Annotated in this window: 16 protein-coding genes; 7 read left to right on the top strand and 9 right to left on the bottom strand. The window is 65.9% G+C overall.

The genetic code is table 11. From position 1 onward, the window contains the following. Positions 1–40: 40 nt before the first annotated feature. Positions 41–235, top strand: a complete 195-nt coding sequence (locus ABDB87_RS16530; protein ID WP_345929081.1) for a hypothetical protein — start codon at positions 41–43, stop codon at positions 233–235. A gap of 423 nt (positions 236–658) precedes the next feature. On the opposite strand, the gene ABDB87_RS16525 is transcribed toward ABDB87_RS16530, so the two are convergent. Then, positions 659–1,606 (bottom strand): alpha-E domain-containing protein, encoded by a 948-nt coding sequence (locus ABDB87_RS16525; protein ID WP_345929080.1) that lies wholly within the window; start codon positions 1,604–1,606, stop codon positions 659–661. A gap of 2 nt (positions 1,607–1,608) precedes the next feature. Next, positions 1,609–3,000 carry a circularly permuted type 2 ATP-grasp protein gene (locus ABDB87_RS16520; RefSeq protein ID WP_345929176.1) on the bottom strand — a complete coding sequence of 464 codons (1,392 nt, stop codon included), beginning with the start codon at positions 2,998–3,000 and terminating at the stop codon, positions 1,609–1,611. Positions 3,001–3,539: 539 nt separating this feature from the next. Here ABDB87_RS16520 and ABDB87_RS16515 point away from each other — a divergent pair. Genes ABDB87_RS16515 through ABDB87_RS16500 form a run of 4 tightly spaced genes read left to right on the top strand, consistent with a single transcriptional unit; the run spans position 3,540 to position 8,257 of the window. After that, positions 3,540–4,022 (top strand): MarR family winged helix-turn-helix transcriptional regulator, encoded by a 483-nt coding sequence (locus ABDB87_RS16515; protein WP_345929078.1) that lies wholly within the window; start codon positions 3,540–3,542, stop codon positions 4,020–4,022. Next, positions 4,019–5,482 (top strand): efflux transporter outer membrane subunit, encoded by a 1,464-nt coding sequence (locus ABDB87_RS16510; RefSeq protein WP_345929076.1) that lies wholly within the window; start codon positions 4,019–4,021, stop codon positions 5,480–5,482. The genes ABDB87_RS16515 and ABDB87_RS16510 overlap by 4 nt, the downstream gene beginning before the upstream one ends. Positions 5,483–5,506: 24 nt before the next feature. Continuing rightward, complete coding sequence (locus tag ABDB87_RS16505) at positions 5,507–6,682, top strand: HlyD family secretion protein (protein WP_345929074.1); 1,176 nt, start codon at positions 5,507–5,509, stop codon at positions 6,680–6,682. A 9-nt stretch (positions 6,683–6,691) separates the two neighbouring features. After that, complete coding sequence (locus tag ABDB87_RS16500) at positions 6,692–8,257, top strand: DHA2 family efflux MFS transporter permease subunit (protein WP_345929071.1); 1,566 nt, start codon at positions 6,692–6,694, stop codon at positions 8,255–8,257. 63 nt (positions 8,258–8,320) lie between these two features. On the opposite strand, the gene ABDB87_RS16495 is transcribed toward ABDB87_RS16500, so the two are convergent. Further along, positions 8,321–9,622 (bottom strand): pectate lyase family protein, encoded by a 1,302-nt coding sequence (locus tag ABDB87_RS16495; RefSeq protein WP_345929069.1) that lies wholly within the window; start codon positions 9,620–9,622, stop codon positions 8,321–8,323. A gap of 274 nt (positions 9,623–9,896) precedes the next feature. Between ABDB87_RS16495 and ABDB87_RS16490 the strand changes: the two genes are divergently transcribed. Continuing rightward, positions 9,897–11,165 carry an EAL domain-containing protein gene (locus ABDB87_RS16490; RefSeq protein ID WP_345929067.1) on the top strand — a complete coding sequence of 423 codons (1,269 nt, stop codon included), beginning with the start codon at positions 9,897–9,899 and terminating at the stop codon, positions 11,163–11,165. A gap of 6 nt (positions 11,166–11,171) precedes the next feature. On the opposite strand, the gene ABDB87_RS16485 is transcribed toward ABDB87_RS16490, so the two are convergent. The 4 genes from ABDB87_RS16485 to ABDB87_RS16470 form a co-directional block, all read right to left on the bottom strand. Continuing rightward, a complete protein-coding gene (locus ABDB87_RS16485) occupies positions 11,172–11,360 on the bottom strand; it encodes a hypothetical protein (protein WP_345929065.1) in 189 nt (62 codons plus the stop codon). A 223-nt stretch (positions 11,361–11,583) separates the two neighbouring features. Next, on the bottom strand, positions 11,584–12,786 hold the full coding sequence (locus ABDB87_RS16480; RefSeq protein WP_345929063.1) for an ammonium transporter: 1,203 nt from the start codon (positions 12,784–12,786) through the stop codon (positions 11,584–11,586). A gap of 238 nt (positions 12,787–13,024) precedes the next feature. After that, a complete protein-coding gene (locus ABDB87_RS16475) occupies positions 13,025–14,230 on the bottom strand; it encodes a GGDEF domain-containing protein (protein ID WP_345929061.1) in 1,206 nt (401 codons plus the stop codon). Positions 14,231–14,237: 7 nt separating this feature from the next. Beyond that, positions 14,238–16,034, bottom strand: a complete 1,797-nt coding sequence (locus ABDB87_RS16470; protein ID WP_345929059.1) for an ABCB family ABC transporter ATP-binding protein/permease — start codon at positions 16,032–16,034, stop codon at positions 14,238–14,240. A gap of 130 nt (positions 16,035–16,164) precedes the next feature. Between ABDB87_RS16470 and ABDB87_RS16465 the strand changes: the two genes are divergently transcribed. Further along, complete coding sequence (locus ABDB87_RS16465; RefSeq protein ID WP_345929057.1) at positions 16,165–17,565, top strand: MFS transporter; 1,401 nt, start codon at positions 16,165–16,167, stop codon at positions 17,563–17,565. A gap of 6 nt (positions 17,566–17,571) precedes the next feature. On the opposite strand, the gene dctP is transcribed toward ABDB87_RS16465, so the two are convergent. Next, entirely contained in the window at positions 17,572–18,549 is a 978-nt protein-coding gene (dctP, locus tag ABDB87_RS16460) for a TRAP transporter substrate-binding protein DctP (protein WP_345929054.1), read from the bottom strand. A 119-nt stretch (positions 18,550–18,668) separates the two neighbouring features. Then, positions 18,669–19,490: an NAD(+) diphosphatase gene (gene nudC / locus ABDB87_RS16455; RefSeq protein WP_345929052.1), complete on the bottom strand. Its 822-nt coding sequence runs from the start codon at positions 19,488–19,490 to the stop codon at positions 18,669–18,671. Positions 19,491–19,525: the final 35 nt, after the last annotated feature.

Raw genomic sequence — 19,525 nt, 5'->3', positions numbered from 1 at the left:
TCCTTTGCAGGCAAACCGCCTGATACGCAAGGAGATGACCATGCTGATCGAACGCGAAATGTCGGATTTCTCGTGGTCCTGCGCTGCAGATGAATCCCCCTCGCTTCCGGAGCTCGCCCGGGCGGGCCATGCCGCGGCTTCGGCGATGGCTGCCGCGCGCCTCGCCACGCGGGAAGAAACGGCCGCACCCCGGCGCTCGATTCCGCTGATTCCGCCGAACTTCTCGCTGCGCTGAGTGCGCATTGTCGGCTTTGTCCTGACCACCCGCGGCAGTCCATGTTGCGGGGTGGGGCAGGCGCCGCTGGCCGGCGGCAAACACCGCTTGCCGTCCGGCGGATCATTCAGGAAAGCCGCCTGCCGCCCGGCTGCGACGGCCGGTGGCCGTGCCGGATGGCGGCATGAAAGAGGCATGCGGATTGCATCCGCCTCGCGCGTGGCGGGCCTGAGTTTCAGCGCGAATGTCGCGGACCCGGCAGAACGCCGGGCCTTCTGATCAAACGAGGGATTCACCTCAGGCCTGAAGCCCGCACATCTGCGCCAGGCAGGCGCAGAAAGCCCCCGCTCCAAGCCGGAAGCCGGCCAAACTGATGCCGACTCCCGACTCCCGACTCCCGACTCCCGACTCCCGACTCCCGACTCCCGACTCCCGACTCCCGACTCAGGCCGTCACCGGCAGCAGGAAGTCCGCCGCCAGCCGGTTGCCGATGTCATTGATGCGGATGATGAAACGGGTCAGGTATTCATGCACCCCGGTCTCCAGGATGTCCTCGATACGACCGTATTTCAGGCTGGAGGCCAGCTCGCCGGCGCGGCGCTGTGTTTCGTCGGAGCGGCCATTCGAAACCTGGTTCAGGAATCCCAGCATTTCGTCGGTGCAGTAGGCCAGCGAGCGCGGCATGTCCATCCGCAGCAGCAGGAGCTCGGCGACCCGCGCCGGCGTGATCTGGTCCCGATAGGTGCGGCGGTAGATCTCGAAGGCCGACACCGAGTGGAGCAGGGCGCTCCACTGGTAGTACTCACCGGATTCGTCGCGGCGCGGGGCCTCGTTGATGAAGTTGTACTTCACGTCGAGGATGCGCGCGGTGTTGTCGGCCCGCTCGATGAAGGTGCCCAGGCGCAGGAAGCAGTTCGCTTCGTCCCGCATCATGGTGGCGAAGGACACGCCGCGGAACTGGTGCGAGCGCAGCTTGACCCACTCGAAGAAATTGTCGAGCTCGTCCGCGCCCATCTTGCTGATGTCGAAGCGGCGCAGGTCCAGCCAGGTGGCGTTGATGGTTTCCCACAATTCGGACGTCAGCGTGCCGCGCACGGCATGGGCGTTTTCGCGCGCTGCGCGCAGGCAGGAATAGATGCTGCCCGGGTTGTTGCGGTCCAGCGCCATGAAATGCACGACATGCGAGGGCTCGACGTCTTCGCCGAAGCAGGCCACATAGGTTTCCAGCAGCCCGATGGAGTCGAGCGTTTCGCGCCAGAGGCGACGGATCTCGAGTTCGCTTTGCGGCACGAGCAGCATGCGGTTGTTCACGTCCAGCATGCGGGCGAGGTTTTCGGCGCGCTCGATGTAGCGGGCCATCCAGTACAGGTGATCAGCGGTGCGCGAGAGCATGCTCAGTCCTCCAGAACCCAGGTGTCCTTGGTGCCGCCGCCTTGCGACGAATTCACCACCAGCGAGCCTTCCTTCAGTGCGACGCGGGTCAGTCCGCCCGGCACGAAGCGCACTTCGTCGCCGGAGAGCACGAAGGGGCGCAGGTCGATGTGGCGGGGCGCGATGCCGGTGTCCACATAGGTCGGGCAGGTCGACAGCGAGAGCGTGGGCTGGGCGATGTATTTCTCGGGCGCGGCGAGGATCTTCTGGCGGAAGTCCTCGATCTGCGCCTTCGTCGAAGCCGGGCCGACCAGCATGCCGTAGCCGCCCGCGCCATGCACTTCCTTCACCACCAGCTCGGGCAGGTGCTCAAGCGTGTAGGCGAGGTCATCGGGCTTTCGCAGCATGTAGGTGGGCACGTTGTTGAGGATGGGCTCCTCGCCGAGGTAGAAGCGCACCATGTCGCCGACATAGGGGTAGATGGATTTGTCGTCGGCCACGCCGGTGCCGATGGCGTTCGACAGGGTGACATTGCCGGCCCGGTAGGCCGAGAGGATGCCCGGTACGCCGAGCATGGAGTCGGGCCGGAAGGCGAGCGGGTCCAGGAAGTCGTCGTCGATGCGGCGGTAGATCACATCCACCCGCTGCGGGCCTTGCGTGGTCCGCATGAAAACCTGCTCGTTGCGCACGAAGAGGTCCTTGCCCTCGACCAGTTCGACACCCATCTGCTGGGCGAGGAAGGCGTGCTCGAAGTAGGCGCTGTTGAAGCTGCCCGGCGTGAGCACCACCACGGTGGGATCGGGCACGCCCTTCGGCGCCACGGCGCGCAGGGTGTCGAGCAGCATGTCGGGGTAATGATCGACCGGCGCGACGCGGTTCTTCGCGAAGAGCTCGGGGAAGAGCCGCATCATCATCTTGCGGTTCTCGATCATGTAGCTCACCCCGGAAGGCACCCTCAGGTTGTCTTCCAGCACATAGAACTCGCCCGCGCCGGCCCGCACGATGTCCACGCCGGCAATCGCCGCATAGATGTTCTTGGGCACGTCCACGCCCTGCATTTCGGGCCGGTATTGCGCGTTGTTCAGCACCTGTTCGGCGGGGATCTTGCCGGCCTTGAGGATTTCCTGGCCGTGGTAGATGTCGTGGATGAAGGCATTGAGCGCCTTCACGCGCTGACGCAGACCCGCCGCGAGGTTCGTCCATTCCCGGGCCGGGATGATGCGCGGGATCACGTCAAAGGGAATCAGGCGCTCGGCGCCTTCCTCGTCGCCATACACCGCGAAGGTGATGCCCGAGCGATGAAAGAGCGCATCCGCTTCCTGTCGCTTGCGCGCCATGCGCTCGGCGCTCATGCCGTCGAACCAGTCCACATAGCCCTGGTAGTGCGGCCGGATCTCGCCGCTGGCGGCGTTCATTTCATCGAAGAATCGCGTGCTGGACGCGGGGGCGGAAATCTGACTCTGGATCGGTGCCACTCATTTTCCCCCTTGATGGAGCTGTTTTATCGGCGCTGTCCCTGTTGCGAGAACTGTGCCAACTGATGGCGGGCCTCCGGCCGTCGATTGGGCGGGCGACGTCCCCTTGGTGGTGCGTCCGGGCGGAGTGCTGTCCGGCATGGTGCATGGACCGGCCGCAGCACTCGCACCTGCGTGCCTGCTGCCGGATCGGAGAGCCCCCGGTCGGCACGATAGACCACGAGTGTTGCAGCGAGTTCGGGGCTGCGCAGGCATCGGGATCATACGTTCCTGCAGGTCCGAGCTGGTGCATGCGCCCCACCGGGTGGTGCATGCGCCAGCGTCTTCCCGGCAGGGCGGCATCGCGGCATGACTGCGCGGTGTGTTTATTTTTCATGTGAGCTTGACGCCGCCGTATCGGGCGCGTAATTTTAACTGCCTAGGCAGTGAATGCCGTGGCAGATAGTGACGCGGCAGTGTTTCCACAGGAACGTATCCCGATGACCGATGTGCAGCCCACCGATCCGGCGCTCCAGACTGACCCCTTCCGGTTGGAAGACAGCCTGGGCTACCTCATCGCCCGCATCAAGGGGCGGATGTCGGCCACGCTCGACGAAGAACTCGTCGGGCTGGACATCACCCATGCGCAATGGGTCGTGATGATGCACATCGCGGGCGGCAGCACGCCGACCTGCGCGGATCTGGCGCGCTTTCAGGGGCAGGACACCGGCGCGATGACACGCATGCTCGACCGGCTCGAGGAAAAGCAGCTGATCGCGCGCGAGCGCTCGACGGACGACCGCCGCGTGGTGGTGATCCGCCTCACGCCGCAGGGCGAGGCGCTGTATCCACAGCTGCGCGTGGTGGGCAAGCGGCTCATTGCCAGGATGACCGAAGGCTTCGGGCCGGAGGAAGTTGAAGTTTTCCGGGGCATGCTGCGACGCATGCTCAGCAATCTCGGCTCGACGGAGATCACATCATGATGAAGGTCCGCACGCTGGCGCTGCTCTGCGCCGGTATCGGGCTGGCTGCCTGTGCCACGCACAGCGACATCCAGCCGCATTCCAGGCTGAAGCAGGCTGACAGCCTGGGCCGCCTCAGCGCCGCCAACAGCGCTGAATGGACGGTTCGCGAGAATTACTGGCAGGCTTTTGGCGATCCGCAGCTCGACGCGCTGGTGAGCAGCGCACTGGCGGACTCGCCGAATCTTGCGCTGGCAGACGCCCGCATTCGCCGCGCCAATGCGATGACCGATGCGGCCGGCAGCGCGCTGTGGCCGCAGCTGGCGCTCAACGGCGAATCCATCGATCAGCGCTTCAGCGAGAAAGGCATGGTCTCGCCGACCTATGCCGGCAAGACGCGCACCAACAACCGCCTCGCGCTCGATGCCGGTATCGAGCTCGACGTGTGGGGCAAGTATCGCCGTGCGCTCGAAGGCGCCAAGGCGGCACGCGCCGCCAGCGAGCTTGAGGCCCGCGCGGCGCGTGTGGCCCTGGCCGCTGCCGTGACGCGTGCCTATCTGGAGTTCGACCGCCTGCACCGCCAGATCGCGCTGATCGACCAGCAGATCGGCCTGCGTCAGGAAACCGAGCGCCTGCAGGGCGTGCGCTTCAAGGCCGGGCTGGATGCCGAGATTGACCGCAACCTGCAGCATCAGGGCATTGCCCAGCTGCGCAGCGAACGCGCCCAGATCGAGGAACGCATCAGCCTGCAGGCCAACGCGCTGGCCGCGCTGGCCGGGCAGGGGCCGGAAGCCGGCAGCCGGCTGACGCCGCCAGCGATCAGTGGCGAACTGGATGCGCACCTGCCCTCGCAACTGCCCTCCGATCTGCTGGCCAACCGGCCCGATCTGCAGGCAGCCCGCCTGCGGGTTGAAGCTGCGGCCGCCGACGTCGATTACTCGCGCGCACAGTTCTACCCGAGCGTGAATCTGACCGCCTTCGCCGGCTTCAGCGCAATCGGTCTCGACAATCTGCTCGACCCGGCTTCCCGCATCTACGGCATCGGGCCGACGCTGCGCCTGCCGATCTTCGAGGCCGGCCGCTTGCGTGCCGGCCTGGCGGGCAAGGCGGCCGACTATGACGCCGCCGTCGAGCAGTACAACGCGAATCTCGTCGATGCGATGCGCGAGGTGGCAGATCAGGCGCGCAGCCTCGACGGTGCAGCCCGTCAGGGCGAGCGGGTCAGGGAAGCGCAGGCCGCGGCCGATCGTGGCGTGAAGCTGGTCGAGACCCGCATGGGGCAGGGCCTGGCGAGCCGCATCCAGCTGCTCTCCGCCCGCATGCAGCGCCTCGGGCAGGACCGCGCCGATATCGACGTCCGCGCCCATCGTCTCGATGCCGCCGTAGGGCTGGCGCGGGCGCTGGGGGGCGGTTTCACCGCCGCGCAGGATCCTTTCTCCCGCAGTGCCGGCCAGACCGGCAGTACCGAATCCAAGTCCTGAACGTCCTGAAAAGAGAAGACGACCATGAGCGATAACACTCCCTCCCCTTCCATCCAGACCGTTCAGGGTCAGCCGCGCAAGCGCAAGGCCCTGCTCGCGGTCATGGCCACCGTATTCGTGCTGGCAGGTCTGGCCTGGGCGGCCTGGTGGCTGGTCCACGGCCGCTGGTTCCAGGAAACCGATGACGCCTATGTGAATGGCCATGTCATGCAGATCACGCCCCAGGTGGGCGGCACCGTGCTGAGCGTGCGTGTCGAGGATACCGACAGCGTCAAGGCAGGCGACCTGCTGGTCGAGATCGACCGGGCCGATGCGCGCGTGGCCATGGAGCAGGCCGAAGCTGCGCTGGCGCAAGCCGTGCGCGAGATGCGCGGCGTGTTCGCCGGTAACAACACGCTGGCGGCGCAGGTGCGTGCCCGCCAGACCGAGGTGGATCGCCTGCGTCAGGATCTGGTCCGCCGTCAGGCCATCGCCGACACCGGCGCGCTGGCGATGGAAGAGCTCTATCACACGCGTGACGCACTGAAGACCGCCGAAGCCACGCTCTCTGCCGCGCAGGAGCAGCTGGCGGCGAGCAAGAGCCAGACCGATGGCATCAAGGTTGAAGCGCACCCGGCAGTGCAGCGCGCCGCTGCGCGCTATGAGGAAACCTGGCTGGCCTGGCAGCGCGCACAGGTCACGGCCCCGCAGGGCGGCATGGTCGCCCGCCGCAATGTGCAGGTCGGCCAGCGCGTGGCCGCCGGCACGCCGCTGATGACGGTGATTCCGCTGGATCAGGTCTGGGTGGATGCCAACTTCAAGGAAAACCAGTTGCGCCACATGAAGGTCGGTCAGCCGGTTACCCTGCGTGCCGACGTCTATGGCTCGGATGTGGAATTCCACGGCCGCATCGCCGGTGTGGGGGCCGGTACCGGCGCCGCCTTTGCCCTGCTGCCGGCGCAGAATGCCACCGGCAACTGGATCAAGGTGGTGCAGCGTGTGCCGGTGCGCATCGCGCTCGACCCGGAAGAGATTGCGCGCCATCCGCTGCGCATTGGCCTGTCGATGGTGGCGGAAGTGAATACCCGTGACGAAGAGGGCGCGAAGCCTGCTCCGTCTGCCGTGACACCGGTAGCCAGCATCAAGACGGCCGACACCGACATCGAGCAGGCGCGTGCGCGGGTGCGTGAAATCATCCAGCAGAATCTGGCCCACAGCTGAGCATCCGACATGGCTGCGCCCCAGGCATCGCACTCGCATCCGCCGCTTGAAGGCTCGACCCGCGTCATCGCCACGGTGGCGCTGGCGCTGGCGACCTTCATGAACGTGCTGGACACCACCATCGCCAACGTCTCGATTCCCGCCATTTCAGGGGATCTGGGCGTGTCCCCCAACCAGGGCACCTGGGTCATCACCTCCTTTGCCGTCTCCAACGCCATTGCCGTGCCGCTGACCGGCTGGCTTGCGCAGCGCTTCGGCCAGGTGCGCGTCTTCGTCACCTCGGTGCTGCTCTTCGTACTGGCCTCCGCGCTCTGCGGCATGGCCAACAGCATCGGCATGCTGATCGCCTTCCGCGTGCTGCAGGGGCTGGTGGCCGGGCCGATGATCCCATTGTCATCGGCCTTGCTGCTGCAGAGCTATCCACCCGCGAAATCCGCCGTGGCGCTGGCGATCTGGGCCATGACCACGCTGGTCGCGCCCGTCATGGGGCCGATTCTGGGCGGCTGGATTTCGGACAACATGTCCTGGCCGTGGATCTTCTACATCAACATTCCGACCGGTCTGATCGCGGCCTGGCTGTGCTGGCGGGTGTTCCGCACGCGCGAGTCACCGACCCAGCAGAAGCCGGTGGACTACATCGGGCTGGCGCTGCTGGTGATCTGGGTCGGCTCGCTGCAGATCATGCTCGACAAGGGCAAGGATGAAGGCTGGTTCGATTCCGGCCTGATCATCGCGCTCGCGGCAGTCGCCTTCATCGGCTTCTGTTTCTTCCTGGTGTGGGAGCTGACCGACGAGCATCCGGTGGTGGATCTGCGGCTCTTCAAGGGACGCAACTTCCTGATCGGTACGGCGGCCGTCTCGCTGGGCTACTGCCTCTTCTTCGGCAATGTGGTGATCATGCCGTTGTGGATGCAGCAGTTCCTCGGCTACACCGCCACCTGGGCCGGCCTGGCGACTGCTCCGGTCGGGCTGCTGGCGATCATCCTGTCACCCATCGTGGGCAAGAACCTGCCGAAGATGGATCCGCGCATGGTGGCCTCGGTCGCGTTCATGGTCTTCGCGCTGACCTCTTTCATGCGTTCGCACTTCACGGTGAACCTGGCCTTTATGGACCTCGTCTGGCCGCAGCTGATCCAGGGCGCGGCGATGGCGACCTTCTTCGTGCCGCTGTCGGCGATCAGCCTCTCCGGGCTCAAGCCCCAGCAGATCGCCAGCGCCACCGGCCTGCAGAACTTCGTGCGGATCACCGCCGGCGCCTTCGGAGCCTCGATCTTCACCACGCTCTGGCAGGACCGCGCCACGCTTCATCATGCCCAGCTCGCTCAGGCGATCGATCCCTACAACCCGACCGCCCGGGCCGCGCTCGACGGCCTGCAGTCGCAGGGCTATTCGCTGGAGCAGGCATTGGCCATGATCAACCGGCTGATTGACCAGCAGGCGGCCACGCTGTCGGCCACCGAGTTCTTCTGGTTCTCGGGCTATGTGTTCATTGCCCTGATCGCGGTGGTCTGGTTCGCCCAGCGGCGCCAGATCGGTGGCGGCGGACCGGGCACAGCTGACGCCGGCGCGCACTGAGCGCACCTGCACGCAAAAACAAGGGGCGCCGCGGCGCCCCTTGTGCTGTCTGCCGGGCCGGATTCAGCGGCCTTCCACTTCCCGCGCGTAAGCCTCCAGCCAGGCCTGCTGGCGGGCCGGCTCGGCCGGCACATCGAGCGCACGGCGCACCGGGCTGGCCTCGGGATAACCGCCGACTTCATTCTGGCTGTCGATCTGGCGGCCGGTGCCGTTCAGAATCTCGCGCAGCAGGCGCTTGTCCACGCTGTCGCGGTCGGCGGGGCGGGCGCCCACGCTGGCCAGCATCGCCTCACGCAGCCGGGCGGCCGGAATCGGGGCCGTGTCGAGCCGGACCGGTGAGGCCGCGAGTGCTGAGATGCCGCCCGACACGAGCGGCGCCGGCGCACCCGTTTTGAGGAAGGCGAGGTTGTCCTGCATGAAGGCCTCGCCCTGGCGGTCCGGCGCATTGCTGCCGATCATCGAGAGCGTGGCGGGCGTGTCTGCACCGTGCTGCATCACGTTGCCGATGAGGGCCAGGCGCGGCGCGGGCGGCGGCGTACGACCTTCCCATTCCTTCGGGTTGTAGCCCAGGCGGATCGCCCACTTGCCGGGGTTGTGGATGTAGTTGTTGATCAGCGCGCCGGTGCTGCCGCCCTTGAACCATGGATTGCGGTCCGCGTTGTTGGCGTAGAGGTTGCCCTGGATGAGCACATCGCGCACGTCGTCGTGCACCAGCGTGCCCATCGAATGCGCGCCCTTCTTGTGGGTCGAGGTCACCAGTCCTTCGGCGATGATGTTGCTCGACAGCGTGACGCGGCGGGCTGTGCCTTCCGGCCCGTCGTAGCGGGGGCCGGAGATGGAGAGGTTCTCGTCCGTGCCCCAGGCGACCGAGCAGTGATCGACCCACACGTTGTGGGCATTGCGTCCCTCGATCGACACATCGACTTCGTAGCCGTTGCCTTTGGGCAGACCGGCGTCGCCCATCCGGAAACGCAGATGCTGCATGACGACATCATGCGCCCGGATCTTCATGCCACCCCGGATCAGCGTGATACCGGGGCTCGGTGCAGTCTGCCCGGCGATGGTCACGAAAGGCTGGTCGAGCACCAGATCCTGCCGGTTGAGGTCGATCACGCCCGCGATTTCGAAGACGATGACGCGGGGGCCGGCGGCTTCGAGCGCCGCGCGCAGCGAGCCGGGGCCGTTTGCTGCCAGGCTCGTCACCCGGATGACCGTGCCACCCAGCCCGCCGCGTGTGGCGGCACCCGGTGCGGACTGCTCGGCCTGCGGGCGTGTCGCAGGGTTTTCCGGTCGTGCGGGGGCCTGCTGACAGGCGCCGATCAGGAGGGGCAGGGCAAGAAGGGGGAGCAGGCGAAACGGTCGCATGAGGGCAGGATTCCTGTCAGACGGAGGGTTGCCATTGTGCCCCGTCGGGCCGGGCGCCGGCGGCGGTGACGTATTTTTGCCACGCCGGTGAAGTGCGCTGCACAAGATCCACGAGGCCGTGATCGCCGCGGTCAATGGGCCGAACGGGCGGGTTTTGGTGCAAGTGCACAATCTTGCCGACGCACGTCGCTTGAGCCGGTCTGGCATAAGGCATAGCGTATGTCATTGAAAACAATAACGCTGGAGGCCCTCCTCAGGGGAGCGGAGGTCATGCATGGCATACGTGGACGACACGCGGCCGGCGCCGTCGCCGGTCTTGCCCGACATGCTGGATGGCGAGGCATTCGCCCGCCGCCTCGAGATGGCAGTGAAAATGGCAGGGCGACAGCGGCAGGAGGTTGCCTTGCTGCTGCTCTCCGTGCCGGCGCTCGATCCCGGCCAGACCGCCGCATGGCGCGAGTGCGCCAGGGCGATCCGCTGCGCGGTCCGGATCACCGATTGCATGGCGCTGCTCGACCACCAGCGCTTCGGCATCCTGCTGGCCGTTGATGATTTCCAGGGCGCCTGCGCGGCGAGCAACAAGGTGCATGCCGCGCTCAGCCGGGCAAGGGCGGGCGACCAGCCGGTGGCCGCCGGGCTGGCCATCTTCCCGATTCATGGCAGCGATGCCGGGCAACTCTTCAGCCTGGCGAGCGAGGCGCTGGCCCGTTCGGCCGCACAGGGCGGCGGGCTGCAGCAGGCAAAAGTCTGTTGCAGCACGGCTGAAGAGCTCCGGCGGCAGCTTCGCCAGCGCTTGGGCGAAGCCTTGCGGCAGGATGAAATCGTGCTCGGTTTCCAGCCGGTGGTCAGCTTGCGGACCGGCCTGCCGGTTGCGGCAGAAGTGCTGGCGCGCTGGGAGCATCCCGGGCTTGGCGCGCTCGACTCGGGTGAGTTTCTGGCCTATGCCGAGCAGCCGGAGTACGCCGAAACCTTCAATCTGCGCGTGATCGAGCAGGCGCTGCGGCAGCTTGCCTGCTGGCAGAAGCAGGGGATCCGGATGCGGATTTCAATCAACCTCTCCGCCTCCATGCTCGAAATGGCCGATTTCGAGTACTTCGTTGCCGCGCGGCTGGCTGCCAGCGGACTCGCCGCCCGCAGCCTCTGCTTCGAGATCAAGGATGCGGCACTCTCCCGCCTCTCAGAACCCGCCCGGCAGGCGCTGTTCGGCCTCGCCGCCAGTGGTGTCGGCCTGTGCATTGACGATTTCGGGCGCGGCGAGGGCTCGCTGTTTGCGCTGCGTGACCTGCCGGTCGAGATGCTCAAGTTCGATATCCCGCTGAGCACAGGCGCCTGCGGCAACGAGGAAGACGCCGAAATCTTCGAAACCCTGCTGACACACGGCCGCCGGCGTGGCAAGCAGATCATCGCCAAGGGCGTGGAGACCGCCGCCATGCGTGACCGACTGGCCCGCCTGGGCTGCGAGTTTGCCCAGGGCTATTACTACGCCCGGGCTCTGCCGGCGCCTGCCTTCGAGCGCTGGCGGGCCGAGCGCCTCGCCGGCTGAGAGCGCTCAGCAGCGCCCTTTCTTTGCCTGCCCCGGCGGACAGAAGTCGCCTTCATGAGCGCGGCCATGATCATGCTCATGTGCCGGATGCTCGTGCGCACCGACCGGGTCGATGAGGACCGTCCGGGAATGGCCGTGGACGGCGCAGCCGGCGAGCAGGCTCAGCAAGGCACTCAGGGCGAGAAGGGATTTCATGACAGGATTCCAGGCAAGGGCTGCGGATCAGGCCGGCTTGCCTTCGTCGCAGCAGAGGCTTCGCAGTCTAGTCAGCCACGCGGTGCTGCGCTGTCAGGATTCGTGTCCCCGGCCGGGCGCGATGCGGTTGGCCCGGACGCGCCGGACATGAAAAAGCCCGCAGCAGGCTGCGGGCTTCAGCGTGTTCAGACGCGGAGCATGGCACCCGGCATCCGGACCGCTTTCAGAACATCGATTCCTTTTCGGCCGTTGCGCTGATCTTGTGGATCGAGAGGTCGGCTCCGTTGTATTCCTCTTCCTGATCGAGGCGCAGTCCCACGACTTTCTTCAGCGTGCCGTACACGATGCCGCCACCCACGACGGCCACCAGAATGCCGCCCAGCGTGCCGATCACCTGCGCCCAGAAGCTCACGCCGCCGAGGCCGCCCAGCGCGTGCTGGCCGAAGATGCCGGCAGCGATGCCGCCCCAGGCGCCGCAGAGGCCATGCAGCGGCCAGACACCCAGCACGTCGTCGATCTTCCAGCGGTTCTGCACCAGCGTGAACATGTAGACGAAGAGCGCGCCCGCCACGCCACCCACGACGAGTGCGCCCAGCGGATGCATGATGTCCGAGCCGGCACAGACGGCGACGAGGCCTGCGAGCGGGCCGTTGTGGACGAAGCCCGGGTCGTTCCGGCCGATCACGACCGAGGTCAGCGTGCCGCCCACCAGCGCCATCAGGGAGTTCACCGCCACCAGACCGGTAATGGCGTCGATCTTCTGAGCGCTCATCACGTTGAAGCCGAACCAGCCCACCGTCAGGATCCAGGCACCCAGCGCCAGGAAGGGGATGCTTGAGGGCGGGTGCGAGAAGACAGCGCCCTCCTTGCTGTAGCGGCCGTGGCGCGCGCCCAGCAGGAGCACGGCGACCAGCCCGATCCAGCCGCCCACCGCGTGGACCACCACGCTGCCGGCGAAGTCATGGAATTTCGCGCCCAGCGCCGCTTCGATGGCCGGCTGGATGCCGAAGTTGTCGTTCCAGGCGATGCCTTCGAAGAAGGGATAGACGAAGCCGACAAGCGCGAAGGTGGCGGCCAGTTGCGGCGAGAAGCGCGCGCGTTCGGCAATGCCGCCTGAAATGATGGCCGGAATGGCGGCCGCGAAGGTCAGCAGGAAGAAGAACTTGACGAGGCCGTAACCGTTGTCGGCCGTCATCGTGTCGGCACCGGTGAAGAAGTGGATCCCGTAAGCCACGCCGTAGCCGATGAAGTAATAGGCGATGGTCGAGACCGAGAAATCGACCAGGATCTTGACCAGGGCATTGACCTGGTTCTTCCGGCGCACCGTGCCCAGCTCCAGGAAGGCGAAGCCGGCGTGCATGGCAAGCACCATGATGGCGCCGAGAAGGATGAAAAGAACATCAACCGAGGTTTTGAGTTGCTCCATTATGGAACTCCGTTTTGCGCGATGGCGGAGCTTGAAGCATCAGTCGGGCCTGTTTTCTCAAGTTGTTGAATTAAATGGAATCATGCTTTGTAAAAAATACTATGCGCTTTCGGGTATGCGCATTATTGGGGCGAAATGATGGATGTGTGCGCCGTTTTGGTGATTGGTTTCTGCACGGCCGCCTGGGTGGATGCATCAATCCGTGCGTGTCGCTGCACGGCAAGCGGGCGCCTCTGATTCAGGCGGCGAGGACCACACGGTTGCGGCCGGCATCCTTGGCGGCATAGAGGGCGTGGTCAGCCGCGACGAGCAGGCTGTGCAGCGTGCGGTGATGCTCCCCGGGCAGTGCCAGTCCGACGCTGATGCTGAGCCGGATGGGCACCTGCTGCCAGACCGGCTGGAGTTGCAGGGCGGCGTCACACAGTCGCTGGGCGATCTGCCCGGCCTGGGCGGGCGTGGTTTCGGGCAGGAAGACGCAGAACTCCTCGCCGCCGAAGCGGGCGACCAGATCGTCCTGACGCAGTTCGCGTCGCAGCAGGGCGGCAAAACTGCCCAGCACATGGTCGCCCGCGGCGTGACCGTGCTGATCGTTGATCTGCTTGAAGTGATCAAGATCCATGAACAGCAGCGCACAGGGTTTCTGCTGGCGCTGATGAGCAGCCAGGAGGCGCGTCGCGGCTTGTTCAAAGCCGATGCGGTTGCTCAGACCGGTCAGTGCATCATGGGTGGCCTGATGCTGCAATTCGAGATTGAGCCGCAAGGCGACATGCAGGATCACGCTGAAGGCGAGGGCCACGATGCACAGGGCTCCTACCAGCAGCAGGGGCATGCGGGCCGGGCCGCTGGTGAGCACCGCCGCACCGGGATAGGCCTCCGGCGCTGGCGGGTTGTGCAGCACATGCCAGCCGGAGAGGGTCAGACCGACCAGATGGATCAGCCCGATGATCAGCAGGGGGAAGAGCATGCCCCAGGCAACGCCGGGGGACGCCGGTTTGCGCAGATGCGCGCGCACCATCTGCGCACAGAGCAGGAAGGCCGCGGTGCCGAGAATCGAAACGGCGCCCGTGCGCAGCTCGGTCCAGGGCGTAATCCAGTAGGCGTATCCATACAGCAGCGCGCCTGCCAGCGTGGCGAGGCCCAGGCGCCGCACCGGGCAGGGCTGGGCCAGGTCGCGGGCGAGTGCGAAGGGCATGAGGACCTGGCCCGCGCCCATCAGCAGATTCGAGAGCAGGATGGCCAGCAGGGTGGCGATCGCCCCGCGCAGGCTGGAGAGCAGCATGCCGCAGCCCTGGAGCAGGAATACCAGGGTCCAGAGCGGGAGCGAGGCGAACCGCGGCATCATGCGCGCAGCCGTAGCCATGCCGACCGACGCTGCCACCAGCATCAGTCCGACGCTCATCATGACCGTGCGGATGTCGAACAGCGCTTCCATGCGGGAAGTCAAGCAGGTTTCAGTCCTGTTCCTGCTGCTGCAGGCGCCACATGGCGGCGTACTGACCGTCCCGTGCGAGCAGGCCGGCATGGGTGCCGTGCTCGACGATGCGGCCCGCCTCGAGTACCACGATCCGGTCGGCATTCATGACGGTCGACAGGCGATGCGCGATGATCAGCGCGGTGCGACCCACTGCGGCCGCCTCGAGCTGGGCGGCGATGGCCTGCTCGGTGCGGGAGTCCAGCGCTGAGGTGGCTTCGTCGAAAATCAGGATCGCCGGATTCTTGAGCAGGGTCCGGGCAATGGCGACCCGCTGTTTTTCGCCGCCGGAGAGTTTCAGGCCGCGCTCGCCTACCGTGGTGTGATAGCCGTCGGGCAGGGCGCTGATGAAGTCATGCAGCTGGGCCGCACGGGCCGCGGCGAACACCTCCTCCTCACTCGCGTCGGGCCGGCCGTAGCGGATGTTGTAGAAGATGCTGTCGTTGAACAGCACGGTGTCCTGCGGCACGATGCCGATGGCGCGGCGCAGGCTGTCCTGGCGGAGCGTGCGCAGATCGTGGCCGCCGATCAGGATGCGGCCCGCGGAGACGTCGTAGAAGCGGAACAGCAGGCGCGCCAGCGTGGATTTGCCGCCGCCCGAATGCCCGACCACCGCGAGCGTCTGGCCCGCGGGGATTTCAAGCGAAAGGTCTTCGAGCACTTGCCGGCGCGGGTCATAGGCGAAGCTCACATGCTCGAAACGCACATCCAGCGGGCCGGAGGGCAGCGGCCAGGCGTCGGGCGCGTCGCGGATCTCGCGTTCGGTGCCGAGCAGCCGGAACATGCGTTCGATGTCGGTGAAGGCCTGACGGATTTCGCGGTAGAGCACACCGAGAAAGTTCAGCGGCGCGTAGAGCTGGATCAGGAAGGCATTCACCAGCACGATGTCGCCGATGCTCATGCGGCCTGCTGCCACGCCGGCTGCGGCTTGCCACATCATGGCGGTGACGCCGCAGGCGATGATCGCGGCCTGGCCCATGTTGAGTGCCGAGAGCGAGAGCTGATTGCGTACCGCCGCCTTGCTGTAGGCATCGAGCTGAGCCTCGTAGCGCCGCGCTTCCCAGTCCTCGTTGTTGAAATACTTGACCGTCTCGTAGTTCAGCAGGCTGTCGATGGCGGCCGAGGAGGCGCTTGATTCGAGCTCGTTGGCCTTGCGCCGCAGCACCGCGCGCCAGTTTGTCACCCGGATGGTGTAGGCGATGTAGGCCGCGAGCGTGAGGGCGGAGATCAGTGCATAGACCGGCTCGTACTGGTGCAGCAGGATGCCCAGCACCAGCACGATCTCGACCAGGGTCGGCAGGATGCTGTAGATCGCGAAATTGATCAGCGTGCCGATGGAGCGGTTGCCGCGCTCGATGTCGCGGGTGAGACCACCGGTCTGGCGCTCGAGGTGAAAACGCAGGGAGAGGGCGTGAACATGGCGGAACACGCTCAGTGCGACCGACTGGATCGCGCCCTGGGAGACGCGCGCAAAAAGGATTTCGCGCAGCTCGGTGAACATCGAGGTCGAGAAGCGCAGCAGGCCGTAAGCCAGCAGCAGGGCCGCAGGCACCACGATCAGCGCCTGCTGGGGCGTGAGCGTCAGGGCGTCGATGATCCGCTTGAACACCAGCGGTACCCACACGTTCGCCACTTTCGCAGCCACCAGGCAGAGCAGGGCGGCGCCGATGCGGCCGCGCCAGCGCCACAGATAGGGGGCGAGCTGGTTCAGGGTGTCCATCGGCTTGAATTCGCCGGGGCGGGGTGGCTCGGGCAGGAAGGAGGCGGGGCGTCGCATGCGCCGATTGTAGGCGAAGTCCCTGCAGCAGAACGTTTGCCCGCCGAGGTAAGCCTTGGTAAATGGCAAGGCGGGCCGCGGCCGTGCGGCGCAGAATTCCGGTTCTCCTCCGCTCGTTTCCGTTCTGCCCATGCCTCGTATTCCGCGACGCATTCTCCTGCCGCTGATCATTGCCTGCGCCCTGTTCATGGAAAACATGGACTCGACCGTGATCGCCACCTCGCTTCCGGCCATTGCCCGCGATCTGAACGAGGATCCGATTGCGCTCAAGCTTGCGCTCACCTCCTACCTGCTGAGCCTGGCCGTGTTCATTCCGGTGAGCGGCTGGATGGCGGACCGCTTCGGTGCGCGAACGGTGTTCCGCAGCGCGATCTGCGTGTTCATGGGCGGTTCCATCCTGTGTGCGCTGTCCGGCACGCTCGAAGGCTTCGTGCTGGCGCGTTTCATCCAGGGCATGGGTGGCGCGATGATGGTGCCGGTGGGGCGGCTGGTCGTGCTGCGCAGCACCAGCAAGGATGATCTGGTCCGCGCGCTCTCCTGGCTGACCATTCCGGCGCTGGTGGGGCCGGTGATCGGGCCGCCGCTGGGAGGCTTCATCAGCACCTGGTTCCACTGGCGCTGGATCTTCTTCATCAATATTCCGATCAGCATCATCGGGCTGGTGCTGGCGGGACGGCATGTCGAAAACATCCGCGAGCCGGTCGTGCCGCCGCTGGACTGGAGCGGTTTCCTGCTCTCGGCCTTCGGGCTTTCTTTTCTCATGCTGGGCCTGGCGACCGCGGGCCGGCATCTGGTGTCGCTGCCAGTCTCGCTTGCCGGCATCGTGCTGGGGACCGCGATGATGGTCGGCTATGTCCGCTCGGCGGGCCGGAAAGCCCATCCGGTGCTCGATCTCGGACTGCTGCGGATTACCACCTTCCGCGTCGGCGTGTTCGGCGGTTTTCTGTTCCGGATCGGGATCGGCGCCATTCCCTTCCTGCTGCCGCTGTTCCTGCAGCTGGGCTTTGGCCTGAACCCCTTCGAGTCCGGCATGCTGACTTGCGCGTCGGCGGCCGGCGCGATGTTCATGAAGACGCTGGCCGCCCGCATCCTGCAGCGCTTCGGCTTCCGCCGCGTGCTGATCGGCAATGCCGTGTGTGCGGCCCTCTCGCTGGCGCTGATCGCGGGCTTTACCCGCCATACGCCCCACTTGCTGATCACCGCCACGCTGCTCTTGGGCGGCTGCTTCCGCTCGCTGCAGTTTACGAGTCTGAATGCCCTCTCCTATGCCGACATCGAGAAGCCGCTGATGAGCCGGGCGACGAGTCTGGCCAGCGTCATCCAGCAACTTGCGGCCGGGACAGGGGTCACGGTGGGGGCTTTTGCGCTGCAGGCCTCGGGCTGGCTGCAGGGGCATGGAACGGTGATGGCGGCGGATTTTCCGCCTGCGTTCCTGTGTGTGGCGCTGGTTTCAGCCTGCTCGCTGCTGTGGCTGGTCCAGTTGGGGCAGCAGGCCGGCGCCACGATTTCGGGGCACCGGCCTGCAGGGTGAAGCGAATTACTTGCCGGTCATGATCTTGACCATCAGCGCGGTGGCGCTGGGGCTCGCGGCGACTGGCGCGTAGGCGTCCTTCATCAGTGCGATGGTCGTGGCAGAGCCGCGGAAGGGCGAGAACTTCACGCCGGCCTTCTCGAGCTTGGCCTTGAACTCGGCATCTGTGGCCGCGCGCAGCTTGGCGGCGTGAGCAGCGGATTCAGTCGCGGCTTGCTGGAACTCGGACTTCTCCTTGTCGGAGAGCTTCGTCCAGAGCTGCTTGGAGACCACCATCGCGATCGGCGACACCAGGTGGTAGCTGAAGGTGTAGTAGGGCGCGACCTTGTAGTGCTCCGAGGTGTAGTAGGACACCAGGTCGTTTTCGGCGACGTCGATGTCACCGCTCTTGAGCGCCGCAGGCACCTTGTCGAAGGACAGGGTCGAGGTCTCCGCGCCGAGCGCCTGAGCCATCGCGATCAGGTCCTTGCGGTTGGGCAGGCGGATCTTCACACCCTTGAAGTCCGACGCGTAGGGCAGCAGCTTGTTGCGCGAGTAGAAGGAGCGGGCACCGCCGTCATACCAGCCCAGCGCGATGTAACCTTCCTTCTCCATCATGACCTTGAGGTCGCGGCCGACTTCGCCATTGAGCGAGTGCATCATCTGCTCGGGGTCGCGGAACAGGAAAGGCAGGCTCAGGATGCGCATTTCGGTCACATCCTTTTCGAACGCGGACGAGGTGAAGAGCGCGATATCGACTTCGCCCTTCTGGAACTTCGGGAGCACTTCCTTCTGTTCGCCAATCTCGTTGCAGCAGAGGACCTTGCCGGTGTACTTGCCGCCGGTCGTGACCTTGAGACGGTCGAAGAAATACTGCAGGCCCTGGTGTTGCGGGTAATCCACCGCCTCGCGGACCCAGCCCTTGAGTTCGGTCGCCCCCGCTGTGGCCGACATTCCCAGCATCAGGCCTGCCAGCAGGCCCAGCGTGATTTTCTTCATGCCCATCGTTCAAGATCCTCGCTTCGCGTTCAGAAACAAACAGCCAAAATTGCCACTTATCCCATCAGAATGCCCACAGCCGCCTTGTTGAGCAAGTACAAGCGTCGTACAAACACAACAGACCATCAGGGCAAACCCTTGCGAATCCGCTCGATACCGTCCGAAATCAGTCGCGAGGCGATGCTGACCGGCGAGGGCAGGCCGGGCAGCGCATCCACGCCGAACCAGTCTGCCGCCTCGATTTCATCGGCCTGCGGCGTGATGTGGCCGCCGGCATAGTCGGCATGAAAGGCCAGCATCAGCGATTGCGGAAAGGGCCAGGGCTGGCTGGCAAACCAGCGCAGGTTGGTAATCCGGATGCCGGTTTCCTCGAACACCTCGCGATGCAGGCAGCCTTCCACGCTTTCGCCGGCCTCCACGAAGCCAGCCAGCGCGCTGAACATGCCGGGCGCGAAATGCGGCGAGCGGGCCAGCAGCAGGCGGTCGCCGCGGCGCACGAGGCACATGACCGCCGGCGCAATCTGCGGATAGTGGCGATGGCCGCAGGCCGGGCAGAGCTTGGCGGGCTCGCCGGGCGCCGTGCCGGTCGGTGTGCCGCAGGCGCCGCAATGCCGGCTGGCCAGATCCCAGCCCAGCAACTGCTTGGCCCGGGCAGCGAGAAACCATTGCCCTTCCTGCAGCACGCCGTGGCAGGCGCGCAGGTTCAGCGCCTGGAGCTTTTCCGGCAGCGCGGGGGCATCCCAGCGCCGGGCGCGACAGCCCGACTCGCCGGCACGGCCAAAAAGGAAATCGGCTCGCGCAGGCCCCAGGGCTTCCAGCGTGGCGGTGTCGGGCAAGCTGCCGTCGTGATTGAGGATGAGGGCGTCGTCGGCAAAGGCGAACTCATGGCCGGCAACGGAGGCGGCGGGCGTCGCCTGGAATAGCGGGATGAAGTTTTCTGGCCACATGAATCGGTATTTGGGCGGTGGATATCCGGGCACTC

Source organism: Uliginosibacterium paludis (assembly GCF_039631355.1).
GTDB classification, from domain to species: domain Bacteria; phylum Pseudomonadota; class Gammaproteobacteria; order Burkholderiales; family Rhodocyclaceae; genus Uliginosibacterium; species Uliginosibacterium paludis.
The sequence above is the reverse complement of the archived record's forward strand: the minus strand, read 5'-3'. Positions and strand labels throughout refer to the sequence as shown.

Bases quoted from the DNA above. Each gene is read 5' to 3' on its own strand.
- ABDB87_RS16530 (WP_345929081.1), top strand. From the start codon at position 41: ATGCTGATCGAACGCGAAATGTCGGATTTCTCGTGGTCCTGCGCTGCA.
- ABDB87_RS16525 (WP_345929080.1), bottom strand. From the start codon at position 1,606: ATGCTCTCGCGCACCGCTGATCACCTGTACTGGATGGCCCGCTACATC.
- ABDB87_RS16520 (WP_345929176.1), bottom strand. From the start codon at position 3,000: ATGAACGCCGCCAGCGGCGAGATCCGGCCGCACTACCAGGGCTATGTG.
- ABDB87_RS16515 (WP_345929078.1), top strand. From the start codon at position 3,540: ATGACCGATGTGCAGCCCACCGATCCGGCGCTCCAGACTGACCCCTTC.
- ABDB87_RS16510 (WP_345929076.1), top strand. From the start codon at position 4,019: ATGATGAAGGTCCGCACGCTGGCGCTGCTCTGCGCCGGTATCGGGCTG.
- ABDB87_RS16505 (WP_345929074.1), top strand. From the start codon at position 5,507: ATGAGCGATAACACTCCCTCCCCTTCCATCCAGACCGTTCAGGGTCAG.
- ABDB87_RS16500 (WP_345929071.1), top strand. From the start codon at position 6,692: ATGGCTGCGCCCCAGGCATCGCACTCGCATCCGCCGCTTGAAGGCTCG.
- ABDB87_RS16495 (WP_345929069.1), bottom strand. From the start codon at position 9,622: ATGCGACCGTTTCGCCTGCTCCCCCTTCTTGCCCTGCCCCTCCTGATC.
- ABDB87_RS16490 (WP_345929067.1), top strand. From the start codon at position 9,897: ATGGCATACGTGGACGACACGCGGCCGGCGCCGTCGCCGGTCTTGCCC.
- ABDB87_RS16485 (WP_345929065.1), bottom strand. From the start codon at position 11,360: ATGAAATCCCTTCTCGCCCTGAGTGCCTTGCTGAGCCTGCTCGCCGGC.
- ABDB87_RS16480 (WP_345929063.1), bottom strand. From the start codon at position 12,786: ATGGAGCAACTCAAAACCTCGGTTGATGTTCTTTTCATCCTTCTCGGC.
- ABDB87_RS16470 (WP_345929059.1), bottom strand. From the start codon at position 16,034: ATGCGACGCCCCGCCTCCTTCCTGCCCGAGCCACCCCGCCCCGGCGAA.
- ABDB87_RS16465 (WP_345929057.1), top strand. From the start codon at position 16,165: ATGCCTCGTATTCCGCGACGCATTCTCCTGCCGCTGATCATTGCCTGC.
- dctP (WP_345929054.1), bottom strand. From the start codon at position 18,549: ATGGGCATGAAGAAAATCACGCTGGGCCTGCTGGCAGGCCTGATGCTG.
- nudC (WP_345929052.1), bottom strand. From the start codon at position 19,490: ATGTGGCCAGAAAACTTCATCCCGCTATTCCAGGCGACGCCCGCCGCC.